Here is a 15,312-nt window from a genome sequence, read left to right as displayed (position 1 = left end):
CCATGATGCGCGCCGCCCGTCAACCCAGCCCGATCTCCGTGCCGCCCGACGTCCGCCTGATGAATGCGGTGTCGGCGCTCTTGGTGGCGGCCGTGGTGGTGTTCGCGCTTGGCTTGGCAGCACGCTGGGTCGTGCGTCAGCCGATTTTTGCGATTCAGGCGATTCAGGTGGAAGGTGAAGTCAGCCGCAACAGCGCCGCTTCTTTGCGCGCCAATGCTCTACCGAATCTCTCGGGCTCATTTTTGAGCATGAGCCTGCAGGATGGGCAGGAGGCTTTCGAGGCTGTGCCTTGGGTGCGCCGTGCGGTGGTTCAAAAAGTGTGGCCGCGCAAGTTGCGGGTCAAGCTGGAAGAGCATGATCCGGCGGCCTACTGGGAAACCAAGCTCGAAGGTGCCGACGCGCAAAGCGATGCCAGCGTTGAGCGCCTCTTGGTGAACAGCTTTGGCGAGGTGTTTCAAGCCAATTTGGGCGATGTCGAAGACGAGGACCTGCCGGTTCTGGCCGGCCCCTCGGGTGCCGCGGCTGCCATGTTGCAGATGTGGCAGGGCCTGCAAGCGCTGAGTCGCGGTTTGGACGACAAGGTGGAACGACTCGATCTGTCGGGCCGCGGTTCCTGGCGCTTGGCTTTGGAACGTGGGGCGGTGATCGAGCTTGGCCGCGGCAGCGAGGCTGAAATCCTGGCCCGATATGGTCAGTTTGTCCGTTCCATCACCCAAGTGACTTCCTTCAATGGCGCTCCCTTGCTGTCGGCCGATCTGCGCCACGCCGATGGTTTTGCGGTGCGTCTGAGCGGCATTTCAACCACGCCGAATCCGGTGAAACCTGGCCGCAATGGCCAAACGAAAAGAAACTAAGGGCAAACTACATGGCCAAGGAATACAAAGATCTGGTCGTCGGCTTGGATATCGGCACCGCCAAGATCATGGCGGTGGTCGCCGAGGTACTCGGCAATGGTGAATTACGTATTGCGGGTTTAGGCGTCGCTTCATCGAATGGCTTGAAGCGCGGCGTGGTGGTCAATATCGACGCCACGGTGCAGTCGATTCAGCAGGCCTTGAAAGAGGCCGAAATGATGGCCGACTGCAAGATATCCCGGGTCTATACCGGCATCACCGGCAGCCATATTCGCGGCCAGAACTCCACCGGCATGGTGATTGTTCGCGACAAAGAGGTCACGCCGGTCGATGTGGCGCGGGTGGTTGAAACCGCCAAAGCCATCAATATCCCGAACGACCAGCGACTCTTATTGGTCGAGCCGCAGGAATTTGTGATCGACGGCCATGAGGTGAAAGAGCCCATCGGTATGAGCGGCGGCCGTCTCGAGGTCAAGGTTCATATTGTCACAGGCGCCCAAAGTGCTGCCGAAAACATTGTCAAATGCGTGCGCCGCTGCGGTTTGGAAGTGGATCAGCTGGTTTTGAACTCCAGCGCTTCGAGCTTGGCCGCCCTGACCGCCGATGAGCGTGACCTGGGCGTCGCCCTGGTCGATATCGGCGCCGGCACCACCGATGTGGCGATCTTTACCGGCGGTTCGATTCGCCATACTGCCGTTATCCCCATCGCTGGTGACTTGATCACCAGCGATATTGCAATGGCCTTGCGCACGCCGACCAAGGATGCGGAAGAAATCAAGGTCGAGCACGGTGTCGCCAAGCAAATGCTGGCTGACCCGGCGGACCAGGTGGAAGTACCTGGATTGGGGGATCGCGCGCCGAGAATGCTTTCAAAACAAGCACTTGCGGGCGTTATTGAACCTAGAGTCGAGGAGATATTCTCGCTGGTGCACCAAGTTATTCGCGAAAGCGGGTATGAGGAATTGCTGTCATCGGGGATTGTTTTGACCGGTGGTTCGGCGGTCATGCCGGGTATGGTCGAGTTGGCCGAAGACATATTCCTGAAACCTGTTCGGCGCGGCAACCCAACCTATGGCGGCGGCCTGTCCGATATGGTCGCCAATCCTCGTTCGGCCACCGTGATGGGTTTGTTGGAAGAGGCCAGCCTGTCGCGCACCCGGGGTTTGAAGGCGGCCCAGCAGGCCGGTTCGATGAAGACCATGTTCGGTCGCGCCAAGGATTGGTTCTTGGGCAACTTTTAATAAGCAGCCCTGGCTTTGAAGCCAGGCCAGGGCGCCAAAAAAAGCAGACAACTGGCCAAGCGAGTGAGTTTCTTACCTTTGCTTGCAAGGTCGGGCCAAATAAATGTCTGAAAAAGGCGGCTTCAGTAAAAAAAGAGGGTCATCCCTGTATTTTTTAACGCTTGTCGGCGGCACAATTGGGTAAGGAGAATTGAATATGCCAATCGAAATGATTGAAGAGTTTGACCAAGGCACCCAGATCAAGGTGATTGGCGTGGGCGGTGGTGGTGGCAACGCGGTGGAGCACATGATTGCTCAAGGCGTTCAGGGCGTGGAGTTCATCTGCGCCAACACCGACGCTCAGGCGCTCAATCGCTCGAAGGCAGATCAGCTGCTGCAGCTGGGCACTTCCGGTCTGGGCGCTGGCGCCAAGCCTGAAATGGGCAAGTTGGCCGCCGAAGAGGCTGAGGCACGCATTCGCGAGTCCATCCAAGGCGCGCACATGCTGTTCATTACCGCCGGCATGGGCGGCGGCACCGGCACCGGCGCTGCGCCGGTGATCGCTCGCGTGGCCAAAGAAATGGGCATCTTGACCGTGGGCGTGGTGACCAAGCCTTTCGAGTTTGAAGGCGGTCGTCGCTCCAAGGCGGCTGATGCCGGTCTGGCCGAGTTGGAAGCCAATGTCGACTCGCTGATCGTCGTTTTGAACGACAAGCTGCTCGACGTGCTGGGTGACGATGTGACCCAGGATCAAGCGTTCGCGCACGCCAATGATGTGCTGAAGAACGCCGTGGGCGGCATCTCGGACATCATCCACATGCCCGGCCTGGTGAACGTCGACTTTGAAGACGTCAAGACCGTGATGAGCGAACCCGGCAAGGCCATGATGGGCACGGCCGTGGCCAGCGGCCCGGATCGCGCCACCAAGGCCGCCGAAGCGGCTGTCGCTTGCCCGCTGCTGGAGGGCATCGATCTGTCCGGCGCGCGTGGCGTGCTGGTGTTGATCGCGGCGAACCGCAGCACCTTCAAGCTGGCCGAAAGCCGCAATGCGATGAACGCCGTCAAGCGTTATGCAGCGGAAGACGCGCACATCATCTACGGCACGGCCTACGACGAAAGCCTGGGCGACACCTTGCGTGTGACCGTGATCGCGACCGGCCTGTCTTCGCAGCGTGCCCGCGTGCAGCAGCAGCCGCCGCTGACCGTGGTGCAGCCGCAAGTTCAGCTGCGCACCGGTACCGACAATATGCCGGTGCTGACGCAAGCCGTGAGCATGGGTGGCCATGTGGCTCAAGGCGCTGGCGGCATGGGCGCAGCCCAAGTCGGCGGCGGCAATGACTTCGCCGGCATGAGCGTGCCCAGCGTGTGGCGTCACGGCCGCACCGCTGCAGCCAAGGTTGAAGCCCTGTCTTCGAACGGCATGGACGAGATCGAGATCCCCGCATTCCTGCGCAAACAGGCGGACTGATCGCGCTGGCCGTATGGCCAGCCATATGGACAAGGCCCACGGCAAGGAGTTCTGCTCTTCGCCGTGGGCCTTGTCGTTTCGGGACTCGGGCGCTCATCCAGGGTTCAAGCGTGCTGTGGCATGCTGTGGGCTCAATAAGTTAAGGGCAGGCTGGGAGGCTTTGTGCGCATGATGGAGGCCGATGCAAGAATCGACGTAGCCAGGGCCGCACGCGCCGCGGTGAGAGCCTTTGCGTCCTCGTGCGTCAGGGTGTGCTGCTTGGCATTCATCGCCTTCTTCGCGCTTGCGGCGACCAGCATTGCAGCTCATGCCCAGCCTTTGCCCGCGGTGCAGGGCGCTGCGTCGGTCGTGCCCAAGACGGTGGGCGTGCGTGGCTTCGCGGCTGAGTTGGCGGTGAGCAATTGGAGTCGGGCCGATTGGGAAGCCTGGCACAAGGCCCTGCGTGGTCTGGGCTCCGGTGCCTTAGTCCCTCGGCCCGTGGGGCCTCTGAACGAGCACTTGCCCGCCCATCTGCTGCCGCCTGACGCACCCGATGCTTGGTCAGCGGTGGTCTTGCCTGATGTGGCGGCCGCGAAGCCGTCGCTTCTGCCGAAAGCGAGCGATGCCGGAGAAGGGGCTTCGATCCCGGCGGAGTACCAGATGCGTTGGTACCGGCTGCGCGCCTTGCAAGACAACAGCGACGCTCGCAACCTCGCTCTCTACCTGCCGCGTTTGCTGTCCCTGCCTGCCGCCGTCTTGGTGCGAAGCGACGCGGGCTGGTTGCCCGTGTTTGACCCACAGTCCGGCGTTCAGCAGCAGACCGGGCGACCTTGGCTCGTGTCTGTTCCGAAGGATTCGACGCTTGGAGCCCAGGAGCTGGAATGGGTCTTGGCCGTTCCAGTGCAGATGCAGGCTTCGTACGCGGTGTCTACCATCTGGCTGGGCAGTTATGAAGACCTGAAGGCCCTGCAGCAGCGCAGATGGTTTGTGCAGACCGGGATTCCTCAGGCCCTGGGCGTGACCTTGCTGGTTTTGGGGCTGTTCGCCTTCTCTCTGTGGTGGCGGCAGCGTGCCGAGCCGGTCCATCTTTTGTTTGCCCTGCTGCTGGGCGCTTGGTTTCTTCACAATCTGCAGAGTTACCAGGACTCGCCGCGCACGGCCGCCGGCCAAGACTGGTCTGACTGGATGACGCAGGCCGCCATGTCCTGCGTTTTCTTGCTGATGTTCTTGCTCGCTTCGCGTAGTGCGGGGCGGCGTGTTCCCTGGTTTGAAAGCGCCATGACGGGCTCGGTGCTGTTGCTCAGCGTGGCAGGTCTGCCCTGGTGGCCTCGCGCGCTGTCGGCACCCGGTTTGCAGGCCTTGGCTCAGGCTTCGGTGGCAGGATTGCTGACGTTGGGCGTGGCTGTCCTGGTCTTTCAGGCCTACCAGGCCCGCCAGTCCAAGACCGTGGAGGTGGCAGCCGATCGGCCCCGATCCGTGCGGGACTTGGCCGCTGTGGCCCTGAGCACTTTGGCTGCTGCGCTCTTGCTTCTTCATGATGGGCTCATCGCAGCCGGCTGGGCTTGGCCCGAGCGCATCCCCTTGTTGCCTTACGCCGCCCTGATCTCCGCCTTGAGCTTTTTGTTCATCTTGCGGCGTCGCTATCTGGGGGCATTGCAAGACCTGAACCTGCTCAAGAACGACTTGTCTGAGCAGCTTTTGCAGCAAAGCCAAGACCTGCAGGCCCAGCACCAGCGTTTGCGGGAAGCCGAGCGTCAGCAGTCCTTGCTGACCGAACGCCAGCGGCTGATGCAAGACATGCACGACGGGCTGGGTTCATCCCTGCTGTCGGCCATGGTCGCCGTCGAGCAAGGCAGCATGGATCAAGACAAGGTGGTCGAGGTGCTGCGTGAATGCGTCGATGACTTGCGTCTGGTCATCGATTCCTTGGAGCCGGTCGCGCATGACTTGGTCGCCTTGCTGGCCACCATGCGCTATCGCTTGGGCAAGCGTCTGCAAGCGGGCGGTTTGATGCTGGAGTGGGATGTGCAGGACTTGCCCATGTTGGAGTGGCTGGAGCCGCCTGATGCCCTGCATGTGCTGCGATTGATGCAAGAGGCGCTCAGCAATGTGCTCAAGCATGCGCGGGCCACCCGTGTGCGCATGGTGACGCGCAATCATGGGCGCTATGTCGAGATTCGCGTTGAAGACGATGGCGACGGATTTGATCTGGCCACGGCACAACGGGGGCGCGGCTTGAAAAGCCAGCAGCGGCGTGCCCAGCGTTTGGGGGGCGAGGTGCGCATTGACTCGTCCCCCGGGCATGGCACGCGCCTGAGTCTGCGTTTGCCGGTGACGCGCACAGCAACCCCAGGCCAGCAAACTGCTGCCGATTCAAGGACAATTTGAAGCCTATGTTGCAACAAAGAACTCTCAAGTCATTGACCAAGGCAGTGGGTGTGGGCATCCACAGCGGCCAGCGCGTGGAACTCACCTTGCGCCCGGCAGCGGCCAACACCGGCATCGTCTTCCGCCGTGTCGACCTGAACACGCCGGTCGAGATTCCGGTGCGCGCGGACACCGTCTGCGACACCCGGATGGCGACCACGGTCAGCCCCGGCGGGGATCCCGGCGGGCCCAAGGTCCAGACGATCGAGCATTTGCTATCGGCCTGCGCGGGGCTTGGCTTGGACAATCTCTACGTCGACATCAATGCCGATGAGGTGCCGATTCTTGACGGCTCGGCCGCCAGCTTTGTCTATCTCTTGCAAAGCGCCGGCATCGAGTTGCAAAAAGCCGCGAAGAAGTTCTTGCGCGTGAAAAAGACGGTGGAAGTGCGCCAAGGCGAAGGCAAGCGCCTGATGTGGGCCAAGCTGGCGCCGCACCATGGCTACACCCTGAGCTTCGAAATCGAGTTTGACAACCCGGCCGTCTCGGCCACCGGTCAGCAATATGTCTTTGACATGGGCAGCGGCCAGTACAAGCGCGAGATTGCCAGAGCCCGCACCTTTGGCATGACCAGCGACATCGAGCTGATGCGCTCGCGCGGCCTGACGCTGGGGGGCTCGATGGACAACGCCATCGTGGTGGACGACTACCGGGTCTTGAACGCTGATGGATTGCGTTATGACGATGAGTTTGTCAAACACAAGATCTTGGATGCCATCGGCGATATGCAGGTGGCCGGCTATCCGCTGCTGGCGGCTTACACCTCGTTCAAAGGCGGCCACGCGCTCAACAACAAGCTCTTGAAGGCCTTGCTGGCCGACGAGTCTGCCTATGAGATTGTCAGCTTCGAAGACGAAGCCGATGCGCCGGCCGGTTTCGCGCAACTCGCGCCGGCTTGGTAAGGGAGCGAGCGCATGTTGATCTTTCGTTTGGTGGTGGGGCTGCTGCTGTTTGCCGGCATTCTCTGCTTTGCCCTTTACATCGGCACCGGCCAAGTGGTCTGGCGCCACCGCGGCCTGGTCATCATCAAATGGACCGTGCTGGCGGGGCTGGGCTTTTTCGCCGTCTTGATTTTGGAACGGCTGGCAAGGATGCTTTGATCGGCATCGTGCTGGGGCTCAAGTCTCCAGCGCTTGCAAGGCCACCAGTCTTTGGTAGATGCCGTGCTCGATCTGCATCAACTCTTCATGCCGGCCGCTTTCGCTCAAGTGGCCATGGTTCAGCACAATGATCTGATCGGCCTCGCGGATGGTGGACAACCGGTGCGCAATTGCCACGATGGTCACCTGGCCTCGCAGCGCTTGTAGTGCTTCGCTGACCACTTGCTCGGTGGCGCTGTCGATACTGGCCGTGGCTTCGTCCAGAAACAGGATGCGTGGGGAACCTGCCAAGGCCCGTGCCATCGCGATCAACTGCTTCTGCCCGGTGGAGACCCGCGCACCGCCTTCGCCGAGCAGGGTGTCATAACCCTGCGGCAGCTCGGACAGGAAATCGTCGATGCGCGCTGCGCGTGCGGCGGCGCGAATCTCATCCAGGCTGATGGCGCGGCCCATGGCGATGTTCTCCCTGGCGCTGGCGGCCATCAGATAGGGCTCTTGCGGCACCAGGCCGACAGCGGCTCGGAAAGCCTCATCCGGCAGGCTGGCCAGCGCACGACCATCGATGCGGATGCTGCCTTCTTGGGCGCGGTAAAAGCGCAGCAGCAAGGACAGCAAGGTCGACTTGCCGCTGCCGGTGTGGCCAACGATACCGACGAACTGCCCGGCCGGAATGTCGAGGTTCAAGGCCTTGAGCACGCGTTTGTGTTCGTCGTAGCCAAAGCCGAGTTGCTCGATCTGGATATGGCCTTGCGTGATCGCCAAGCCGGGCTGCGTTTCAAGGACCGGGGCGGTTTCTTGCAGCAGGCTGCGCACGCGCGAGGCCGCAATCATCGACTGTTGCAACTGACCAAACTGAAGGGTGATCTGAATCAAGGGCTCGACCACTCGGGCGATATAGCTGAGGAAGGCGAACAAGAGTCCCACCTCCACGCCTGACAGATCACGCTGGCCAAAGCCGTAGATGACCGTCACCAGCAGCAGCACATTGAGCAGATCCAAGGCGGGCCGCAAGAGCCAGGCATTGGCGCCGAGTTCGGCCACGCGGGCCTTCAGATGGTCGCCATTGGTGCGCCCAAAGCGTTGCGCGAAACGCGGGGCTGCGCCTGCGGCCTGCAGCATCGCCATGCCGGCCATGCTTTCGGCCATTTGGGCGTTGATCTCGCTGCGCAGCTGGCGGGCGCGCGCCACCGCAGGGGCGCTCAGCCGTTGGTACAGCGCGATGATCAAAAACATGGCCGGCACCAACATGGCCACGATCAGCATCAGCCGCCAGTCCAGCCAAGCCATCGCGATCAAGGAGCCAATCACCACGATGCTGGAGTCCAGCATCACGTAGAGCACTTGCCGGTACAAGGTGTTGACCGCTTCGCTGTCATTCGTAACGCGACTGACCAGCTGACCGGTGATGGCTTTGTCAAAGTAAGCCATGGGCAGTGCGAGCACATGGGCATAAACCTGCTCGCGCAAACGCAGCACCGAGCGCCGTGCCACACCGGCCATGCGGGAGAGCTGCGCAAAGCGAATCCAGCTGGAGATCCAGCCGCTCAGCAAGAGCGCCAACAGCAGCGCGCCCATGGCCTGAACGTCAAACTGACGCGGTTGCAAATAGGTGTCGATGAAGTGCTTGCTCAGGATTGGTCCGAGGGCTTCAATGCCCGCAGCCAGCAGCAGCCAGAACACGCCCCGCAGCAGGGTCGGCTTCTCGGGTGCGGCTGCTTGCATCAGCAAGCCGACCGAGTCCCAGGGCCGCTCCTTGGCTTGCAGGTCTTGATCCTCAGAGTTCGGCATCGATGCTGGCCTCCAGTTGTTGATAGCGCCATTGGGCGGCATACCAGCCGCTTTCCAGGGCCAGCAGCTCGGCGTGTGTGCCTTGCTCGGTGATGCGGCCGTGCTGGATGACGATGATGTGGTCGGCCTCCATCACCGCGCTGAGTCGGTGGCTGACGATCAGGCTGCTGCGCTCCGGCCGGCTGCGGCGCAGCTCGCGCAGATGATCAAGGATCTGGGTCTCGGTGCCGGTGTCCACCGCCGACAGCGCATCATCAAGCAAGAGCAGCGGCGCGTCGGACAAGAGTGCGCGGGCAATAGCCACGCGCTGGCGTTGGCCGCCCGACAGGGTGACGCCGCGCTCACCAATCTCGGTGGCATAGCCGGCGGGCAGGCGCAGGATGTCCTCGTGCACGGCGGCCATCTCGGCCGCCGCTTGGATCTCTGCGGCGCTGGCGTTGGGCTTGGCCAAGGCGATGTTCTCGGCAATCGAGGCGGAGAACAGAAACGGCTCCTGCGGGACCCAGGCCAGGCCGAGGCGCAAGGCTTGCAAGTTCAAGTCCGGCAAGGCCTGACCGCCTATCGAGACGCGGCCGGTCTGCGGTTCGAACTGCCGAAGCAGCAGCCGCAAGATGCTTGACTTGCCCGCGCCCGTCGGGCCGACCAGGCCCAGGGTCTGACCCGGCTGAAGTTGCAGCGTGATGCCCTCCAGGGCCGGGCGTTCGGTTTGTGGGTATTGGAAGCTGACTTGATCAAAAGCCACGACCGCGTGCTCAGGCAGGGGCAGGCTGCCGCTGTCTTGCAGCGTGAGAGGGGCATCCAAGACCGGTGCAAGGCGATCCCAGGCGGCCCGGCCGCGCTCCAACAAGGACAGCACCCAGCCGGCCGCAAACATCGGCCAGATCAGCTGGCCTAAGTACATGGTGAAGGCGGTCAATTGGCCGATGCTGAGTTCTTCGCGCGCCACCAGCCAGCCCCCCAGCCCCAGCGCAATGGTTGTGGCCGCGCTCAGGGTCATGCCCACGGCAGGTTCGAAGGCCGCTTCCCAGCGTTGTGCGCGGTAGCTGGCTTCGCCGGCGCTGTCCGCTAACTCGCTGAATTGACGGGTGTTGCGCGGCACCAGGCCCAAGGCCCGCAGCGTTCGGACACCCGCCAAGCCTTCTTGGGCATGCTGGTTCAGGGTGGAAAAGCGCGACAGCGAGCTCTGCCAGGCCAGATGCACCTGGTTGGAGATGCGCCAGAAGGCGAAGGCCATGAAGGGGAAGGGAATCAGTGCCGCCAAGCCGAGCCGCCAGTCGACCCCCAGCGTCATCATGCCCAGCACCAGCAGCAAGGTCAGCGAGCCGTCAAAGGCGGCCAGCAAGGCCTCACCGGCAGCCATTTCCACCGCGTCGATGTCATTGGTGGCCAGCGCCATCAGGTCGCCGCTGCGTTTGTCCTGAAAGAACACCGGCCCCTGCAGCGTCAAGCGCAGGTAGAGCTGGGTGCGCAGCTGTTGCCCGAGGCGATAGGCGGCGGCAAACAGCGCCAGTCGCCAACCGACACGCAAGAGGTAAATCGCCAAACCGCAGAGGACCAGAAGCCCGAGCTCCTTCAGCAGCGCCTGATCGCGCAAAGAGCCGGCGATCAGCCCATCCACCACATGCCCGACCTGGCGAGGAATCCACACCGTCAGCAGCGCAATGCTGGCCAGCATGACAGCGGCGGCGGCATAGGCCTGCCAATGCCGGCGCACGAAGCCGACAAGCATCTGATTCAGGGTCATGGGGCAGAAAGGGAGGGCGGCTTGGGGTCAGCCGGTTGGGGGATGACCTGATTCTAGGTGGGGGCCAAGGCCAGTTCTTCCGCGGCGTTGAAGGCTGAGCTTGGTGCTGACTAGGCCCCTTTTGTTTTGTGCAGTTTTGAATTAGGTGTTTTCCCGAATTCATGGAGTTTTGCTGCCTGAGCCTGAAATGAGTATCACGGCAATCTGTTCCACATTGAATCAAAAATACAGAAATGATCCTTATGGCTCATGGGTAAACCCCTGTAAACCACGCTAGCTTAGTTTTTTCTGAATCTGCCCCCCGTGAATGCGGTGGCTCAAGCTGTCACATTTTGTCGCTAGCATTTGCCTCAACGGGTCGCAGAGCAAGGCGATAGTGGGGAGGTGCAAACGTTTGCCACCCACCAAACGCAGCTTGCCGACTGGTCCGGTGTTCAGCAAAGCCCGTCCTGTCACGGGATCTCAAACTCCATTTTTTGGGAATCAGAATGAAACTGAAAACTCTTGTCAGCCTGTTGGCTGCAGCTTTTGCAGCGCCGGCCGTGTTCGCGGCAAGCGATGTCGTCATCAGCCAGGTCTATGGCGGTGGCGGCAATAACGGCGCCACGCTGAAGAACGATTTCATCGAGTTATTCAATCGCGGTGCCGCACCCGTCAGCCTCAAGGGCTGGAGCGTTCAATATTCGAGCGCGACGAATGCCGGCACCTTTACGGGCGTCACCGCATTACCCGACGTGACGCTGCAGCCGGGTCAGTATTTCCTGGTGCAGCAGGCCGCCGGCACTGGGGGCAGCGTCAGCTTGCCTACGCCTGATGCGACCGGCGCCATCACCATGAGCGGTACCGCCGGCAAGGTGGTGCTGGCCACGGTCACCGCCGCTGTGGCCAATGCCCAGGTTGCCTCCGTGTTGGATTTGGTGGCCTTTGGCGTTGGCGCAAGCCCCTCTGAAGGCGCTGGCCCGACACCTGCGCCGTCGAACAGCATGGCCGTGTTCCGCAAGGACGGTGGCTGCACCGACACTGATCAAAACCAAGCCGATTTCGCCGCCGCAGTGCCGGCCCCGCGTAACTCGGCCTCACCGTTCAATGTCTGCGGCGGCGTGACACCGCCTCCGCTGGACAAACCCATCGTGCCGGTCTGCTCGGATGCGACCGTCACCGCCGGCAGCGGCGGACGCTTCAGCGTGACGGCCAGCGACGCGGACAGCATCGTCAATGCCGCCGCCATCAGCGGTAGCTGGCCTGCGGCCTTCACCCTGGGTACCTTCACCGCCGCCACCGCCGACGGTGGTGTGGCCACCCAAGAGATTGAAGTCGCCAGCAGCGTGGCGGGTGGCAGCTACAACCTGAACCTGAACTGGGCCAATAACGAAGCGCAAACCGCCAGCTGCACCATCAAGGTGATGGCCTCCGGCTTCATGCCCGTCTACAGCATCCAAGGCAGCGGCGACAAGAGCCCGATGGACGGCGCCACCGTCAGCACCGGCGGCATCGTCACCTACCTGAGCCCGACCGGCTTCTACATGCAAGATCGTTTGGGTGATGGCAATGCCGCCACCTCGGACGGCGTCTTCGTCTTCACCAGCACGGCCCCCACCGTCAGCCTCGGCCAAGAAGTCCGCCTGAGCGCCCAGGTCACCGAGTTTGCCTCCGGCAAGAGCTCGATCACCCAGCTGAAGAACGTCAGCGGCCTGAGCGTGGTCAGCAGCGGCAATGCGATCAGCCCGATTGAAGTCGACTTGAGCAAGCTCGCCCCCGGCGCGCTGGAGGCTTATGAAGGCATGCTGGTCAAGCTGACCGGCCCGGTGATGGTGCAGCAGAACTACTTCTTGGGTCGCTTCGGTCAGATGACCGTGGCAGCCGGTGGACGTCTGTTGAACCCGACCAACATCATGCGCCCCGGCCCCGATGCTCAAGCCTTGGCCCAAGCCAACTTGGCCCGCGCCATCATTCTGGACGACAACAACTCGACCCAGAATCCCAACCCCGTGCCCTTCTTGGGTGAAGACCTGACGGTGCGTGCGGGTGACACCATCGAGTCGCTGACCGGCGTGGTCGACTACGGCCCGGCCACCAGCAACACCACCACCACCGGTGCCTTCATGTACCGCCTGCAACCGGTCGGCAAGCCGGTGTTCGCGCGCAGCAATCCGCGTCCGACCACGGCTCCGGCCGTGGGTGGCAATGTGCGCATCGCCAGTGCCAATGTGCTGAACTACTTCACCACCTTCACCAATGGCCAAACAGCCGATGGCAAGACGGGCCAAGGTTGCAGCCTGGGCGGCGCCACGGCGGCCAACAATTGCCGCGGTGCGAACACTCTGAACGAGTTCAACCGTCAGCGCGACAAGATCGTCGCCTCGCTGCGCACGATGAACGCCGATGTGGTCGCTTTGATGGAGATCCAGAACAACGGCAATGTGGCGCTGCAAAACCTGGTCGATGGCTTGAACACCGCCATGGGCGCAGGTACTTATGCGGCCGCACCGCTGCCGGCCGACACCGGCGACGACGCCATCCGCGTGGCCGCGATCTACAAGCCGGCCAAGCTCAAGCTGATTGGCGCGACCTTGTCGGACACCGACCCGATCAACAATCGCCCCACTTACGCTCAAGGCTTCCAGGCCCCGAACGGTGAGCGCTTCGCAATCGCGGTCAACCACTTCAAGTCCAAGGGCTGCAGTGGTGCGGGCGGTGCCGATGCCGACAAGGGCGATCTGCAGGGCTGCTACAACGCGCGTCGCACCGAGCAATCCCAGCGTCTGCGCGCCTTTGTCAGCCAGATTCAGGCCGCAGCGGGCACGCAAGATGTCTTCTTGCTGGGCGACTTCAATGCCTACGCGCAAGAAGACCCGATCCACGAGCTGACCTCAGACGGCGCCATTGTTGACTTGGTGGGCAAGTTCGACCCTGATCATTACTCCTATGTGTTCGACGGCTTCGCCGGTCGTCTGGATCATGCCTTCGGCACCGCGTCCCTCGCTTCCAAGGTCAGCTACGCGACGTCTTGGCACATCAATGCCGACGAGCCGACCGTGATCGACTACAACACCGAGTTCAAAACGGTTGATCACTTCCAGCCCAACGCCTTCAAGTCCTCGGACCACGATCCGACGCTGATCGGCCTGAACCTGTACAAGCAGCTCAAGGGCACGCCCGGTCGGGATGTGATCAATGGCACCGAAGGTGACGACCTCATCGAGGGCGGCGCCGGTGCCGACACGTTGACCGGCGGCAAGGGCCGCGACCAGTTCGTCTACAACAGCATGATCGACGCCGGCGATGTCATCACCGACTTCACTCCGGCCGACGACTTGCTGGACCTGAGCAGACTGATGCGCAGCCTGAGCATTGTCAGCGGCGACCCCCTGGCTTCGGGCCATGTGGTATGCAACAACATCAGCGGTGCGGCCGTCATTGGCATCAATCCGACCGGCGCCGGTTCGCTGATCCGCAGCCGTCCCTTGGTTCAGTTGAAGGGCCTGAGCTGCGACAAGCTCAGCTCGGCTAACTACAAATTTTGAGTGAAGCGTCACTCCTGATATTTTTGAAAGTAAACAAGATCATGAACTTCAATTTCAAAACGCTCGCCTTGGCTCTGGGCCTGGCTCTGGGTGCGCAAGTGGCCAGCGCCGCGACCTACACCTTTAGCGGTCAGGTCTATTTCAGCGATCAAGCCCCCAGCCTGCTGGGCGAGACCCTGACGGTGAGTTTCAGTTTCTCGGATGCCGCCGTGGCGGCACTCAATGGTGGCGATGGTGCGGTGGCATTGAGCAGCTTGAACCTGAGTTTTCTCGGCCAGTCCCGTGAACTCTCGCAAGCCATTGATGCATATGCAAAGTTCGAAGCCGGTCAACTCATTGGCCCCGATGCAACCTTGCGAAGCTTTGCCGGCGGCGAGCTGCAATTGGCGTCCAGTGTTGGCGTCTCGAGCTTTTACTACAGTCTGAATGGCAAAGACAGCCTGGGCGAACTGAGCGTGAGCGCCGTGCCCGAGCCTTCAAGCTGGGCCCTGGGCCTGGCCGGCCTAGCTGCGGTGGGCGCCATCGTTCGCCGCCGTCGCCAACAAGCCTGAGCCGCCAGGACGGTAGAGCCCTGATGGGCTCTATGGACGGCGTTCTTTAAGGCCTTGACCAAGAAGGCTTAACGGCCAGCATGCTGAGAATCGCATGCTGGCCGTTTCTACTTTCTTCTTGGATTTCGATCTCGGCGCTGGCCGTGTCTCTGGCCTTGCTTGGCGAGGACCTTGCTTAGACCTTGAAGCCGCCAATCACCTGCGCCATGCGGCCCGCTTGGTCTTGCAAGCTCTCCGCGGCTGCGGCGCTTTCTTCCACCAGGGCTGCGTTTTGTTGCGTCATCTGGTCCAGCTGCACCATGGTGGCGTTCATCTTCACGATGCTGTCCGATTGCTCAATCGATGCGGCACTGATTTCGCTGATGATGTCGGTGACGCGTTTGACCGAGCCGACCAGCTCCTCCATCGTGCCGCCCGCATGGGCCACCAAGCGTGTGCCGGACTCGACCCGCTCGACCGAGGCACCGATCAGGGCCTTGATCTCGCGCGCGGCTTCGGCCGAGCGCCCGGCCAGGCTGCGCACCTCGCTGGCCACCACCGCAAAGCCGCGCCCCTGCTCGCCGGCTCGAGCGGCTTCCACAGCGGCGTTCAAGGCCAGGATATTGGTCTGGAAGGCGATGCCGTCGATGACGCCGATGATGTCGGCGATCTTGCGCG

Annotated in this window: 11 protein-coding genes; 8 read left to right on the top strand and 3 right to left on the bottom strand. The window is 62.1% G+C overall.

Going from position 1 to position 15,312, the window contains the following annotated elements; all coding sequences use genetic code 11:
- Window positions 1-5: 5 nt before the first annotated feature.
- The 6 genes from ACOVRJ_RS18615 to ACOVRJ_RS18590 all read left to right on the top strand — a co-directional run bounded on the left by ACOVRJ_RS18615 (window position 6) and on the right by ACOVRJ_RS18590 (window position 7,048).
- Window positions 6-854: a cell division protein FtsQ/DivIB gene (locus ACOVRJ_RS18615; RefSeq protein ID WP_422045320.1), complete on the top strand. Its 849-nt coding sequence runs from the start codon at window positions 6-8 to the stop codon at window positions 852-854.
- Window positions 855-865: 11 nt separating this feature from the next.
- Window positions 866-2,095 (top strand): cell division protein FtsA, encoded by a 1,230-nt coding sequence (gene ftsA / locus ACOVRJ_RS18610; protein WP_263537442.1) that lies wholly within the window; start codon window positions 866-868, stop codon window positions 2,093-2,095.
- A gap of 196 nt (window positions 2,096-2,291) precedes the next feature.
- The gene (gene ftsZ / locus ACOVRJ_RS18605; RefSeq protein WP_422045319.1) at window positions 2,292-3,542 is read left to right on the top strand and encodes a cell division protein FtsZ; all 1,251 of its coding nucleotides are present in this window, start codon (window positions 2,292-2,294) and stop codon (window positions 3,540-3,542) included.
- Between the two features lie 258 nt (window positions 3,543-3,800).
- Window positions 3,801-5,909: a sensor histidine kinase gene (locus tag ACOVRJ_RS18600; protein ID WP_422045318.1), complete on the top strand. Its 2,109-nt coding sequence runs from the start codon at window positions 3,801-3,803 to the stop codon at window positions 5,907-5,909.
- 5 nt (window positions 5,910-5,914) lie between these two features.
- Window positions 5,915-6,850 carry a UDP-3-O-acyl-N-acetylglucosamine deacetylase gene (gene lpxC / locus ACOVRJ_RS18595; RefSeq protein WP_422045317.1) on the top strand — a complete coding sequence of 312 codons (936 nt, stop codon included), beginning with the start codon at window positions 5,915-5,917 and terminating at the stop codon, window positions 6,848-6,850.
- A 12-nt stretch (window positions 6,851-6,862) separates the two neighbouring features.
- The gene (locus ACOVRJ_RS18590; RefSeq protein ID WP_422045316.1) at window positions 6,863-7,048 is read left to right on the top strand and encodes a hypothetical protein; all 186 of its coding nucleotides are present in this window, start codon (window positions 6,863-6,865) and stop codon (window positions 7,046-7,048) included.
- A gap of 18 nt (window positions 7,049-7,066) precedes the next feature.
- Here the strand turns inward: ACOVRJ_RS18590 and ACOVRJ_RS18585 are convergent, their stop codons facing one another.
- Together ACOVRJ_RS18585 and ACOVRJ_RS18580 are read right to left on the bottom strand one after the other, a co-directional pair.
- Window positions 7,067-8,836 carry an ABC transporter ATP-binding protein gene (locus tag ACOVRJ_RS18585; RefSeq protein ID WP_422045315.1) on the bottom strand — a complete coding sequence of 590 codons (1,770 nt, stop codon included), beginning with the start codon at window positions 8,834-8,836 and terminating at the stop codon, window positions 7,067-7,069.
- Window positions 8,823-10,580: an ABC transporter transmembrane domain-containing protein gene (locus ACOVRJ_RS18580; protein WP_422045314.1), complete on the bottom strand. Its 1,758-nt coding sequence runs from the start codon at window positions 10,578-10,580 to the stop codon at window positions 8,823-8,825. Before ACOVRJ_RS18580 ends, ACOVRJ_RS18585 begins: the two co-directional genes overlap by 14 nt.
- Before the next feature lie 488 nt (window positions 10,581-11,068).
- Between ACOVRJ_RS18580 and ACOVRJ_RS18575 the strand changes: the two genes are divergently transcribed.
- Both ACOVRJ_RS18575 and ACOVRJ_RS18570 read left to right on the top strand, forming a co-directional pair.
- Complete coding sequence (locus ACOVRJ_RS18575; protein ID WP_422045313.1) at window positions 11,069-14,104, top strand: ExeM/NucH family extracellular endonuclease; 3,036 nt, start codon at window positions 11,069-11,071, stop codon at window positions 14,102-14,104.
- 41 nt (window positions 14,105-14,145) lie between these two features.
- Window positions 14,146-14,655: a PEP-CTERM sorting domain-containing protein gene (locus tag ACOVRJ_RS18570; RefSeq protein WP_422045312.1), complete on the top strand. Its 510-nt coding sequence runs from the start codon at window positions 14,146-14,148 to the stop codon at window positions 14,653-14,655.
- A gap of 175 nt (window positions 14,656-14,830) precedes the next feature.
- Here ACOVRJ_RS18570 and ACOVRJ_RS18565 read toward each other — a convergent pair.
- Window positions 14,831-15,312: methyl-accepting chemotaxis protein (locus ACOVRJ_RS18565; protein ID WP_422045311.1), on the bottom strand; the 482-nt coding region annotated here is incomplete at its 5' end.

Source organism: Roseateles sp. (assembly GCF_049240545.1).
Taxonomy (GTDB): domain Bacteria; phylum Pseudomonadota; class Gammaproteobacteria; order Burkholderiales; family Burkholderiaceae_C; genus Paucibacter_A.
This window is presented reverse-complemented; position numbering and strand designations above follow the sequence as displayed.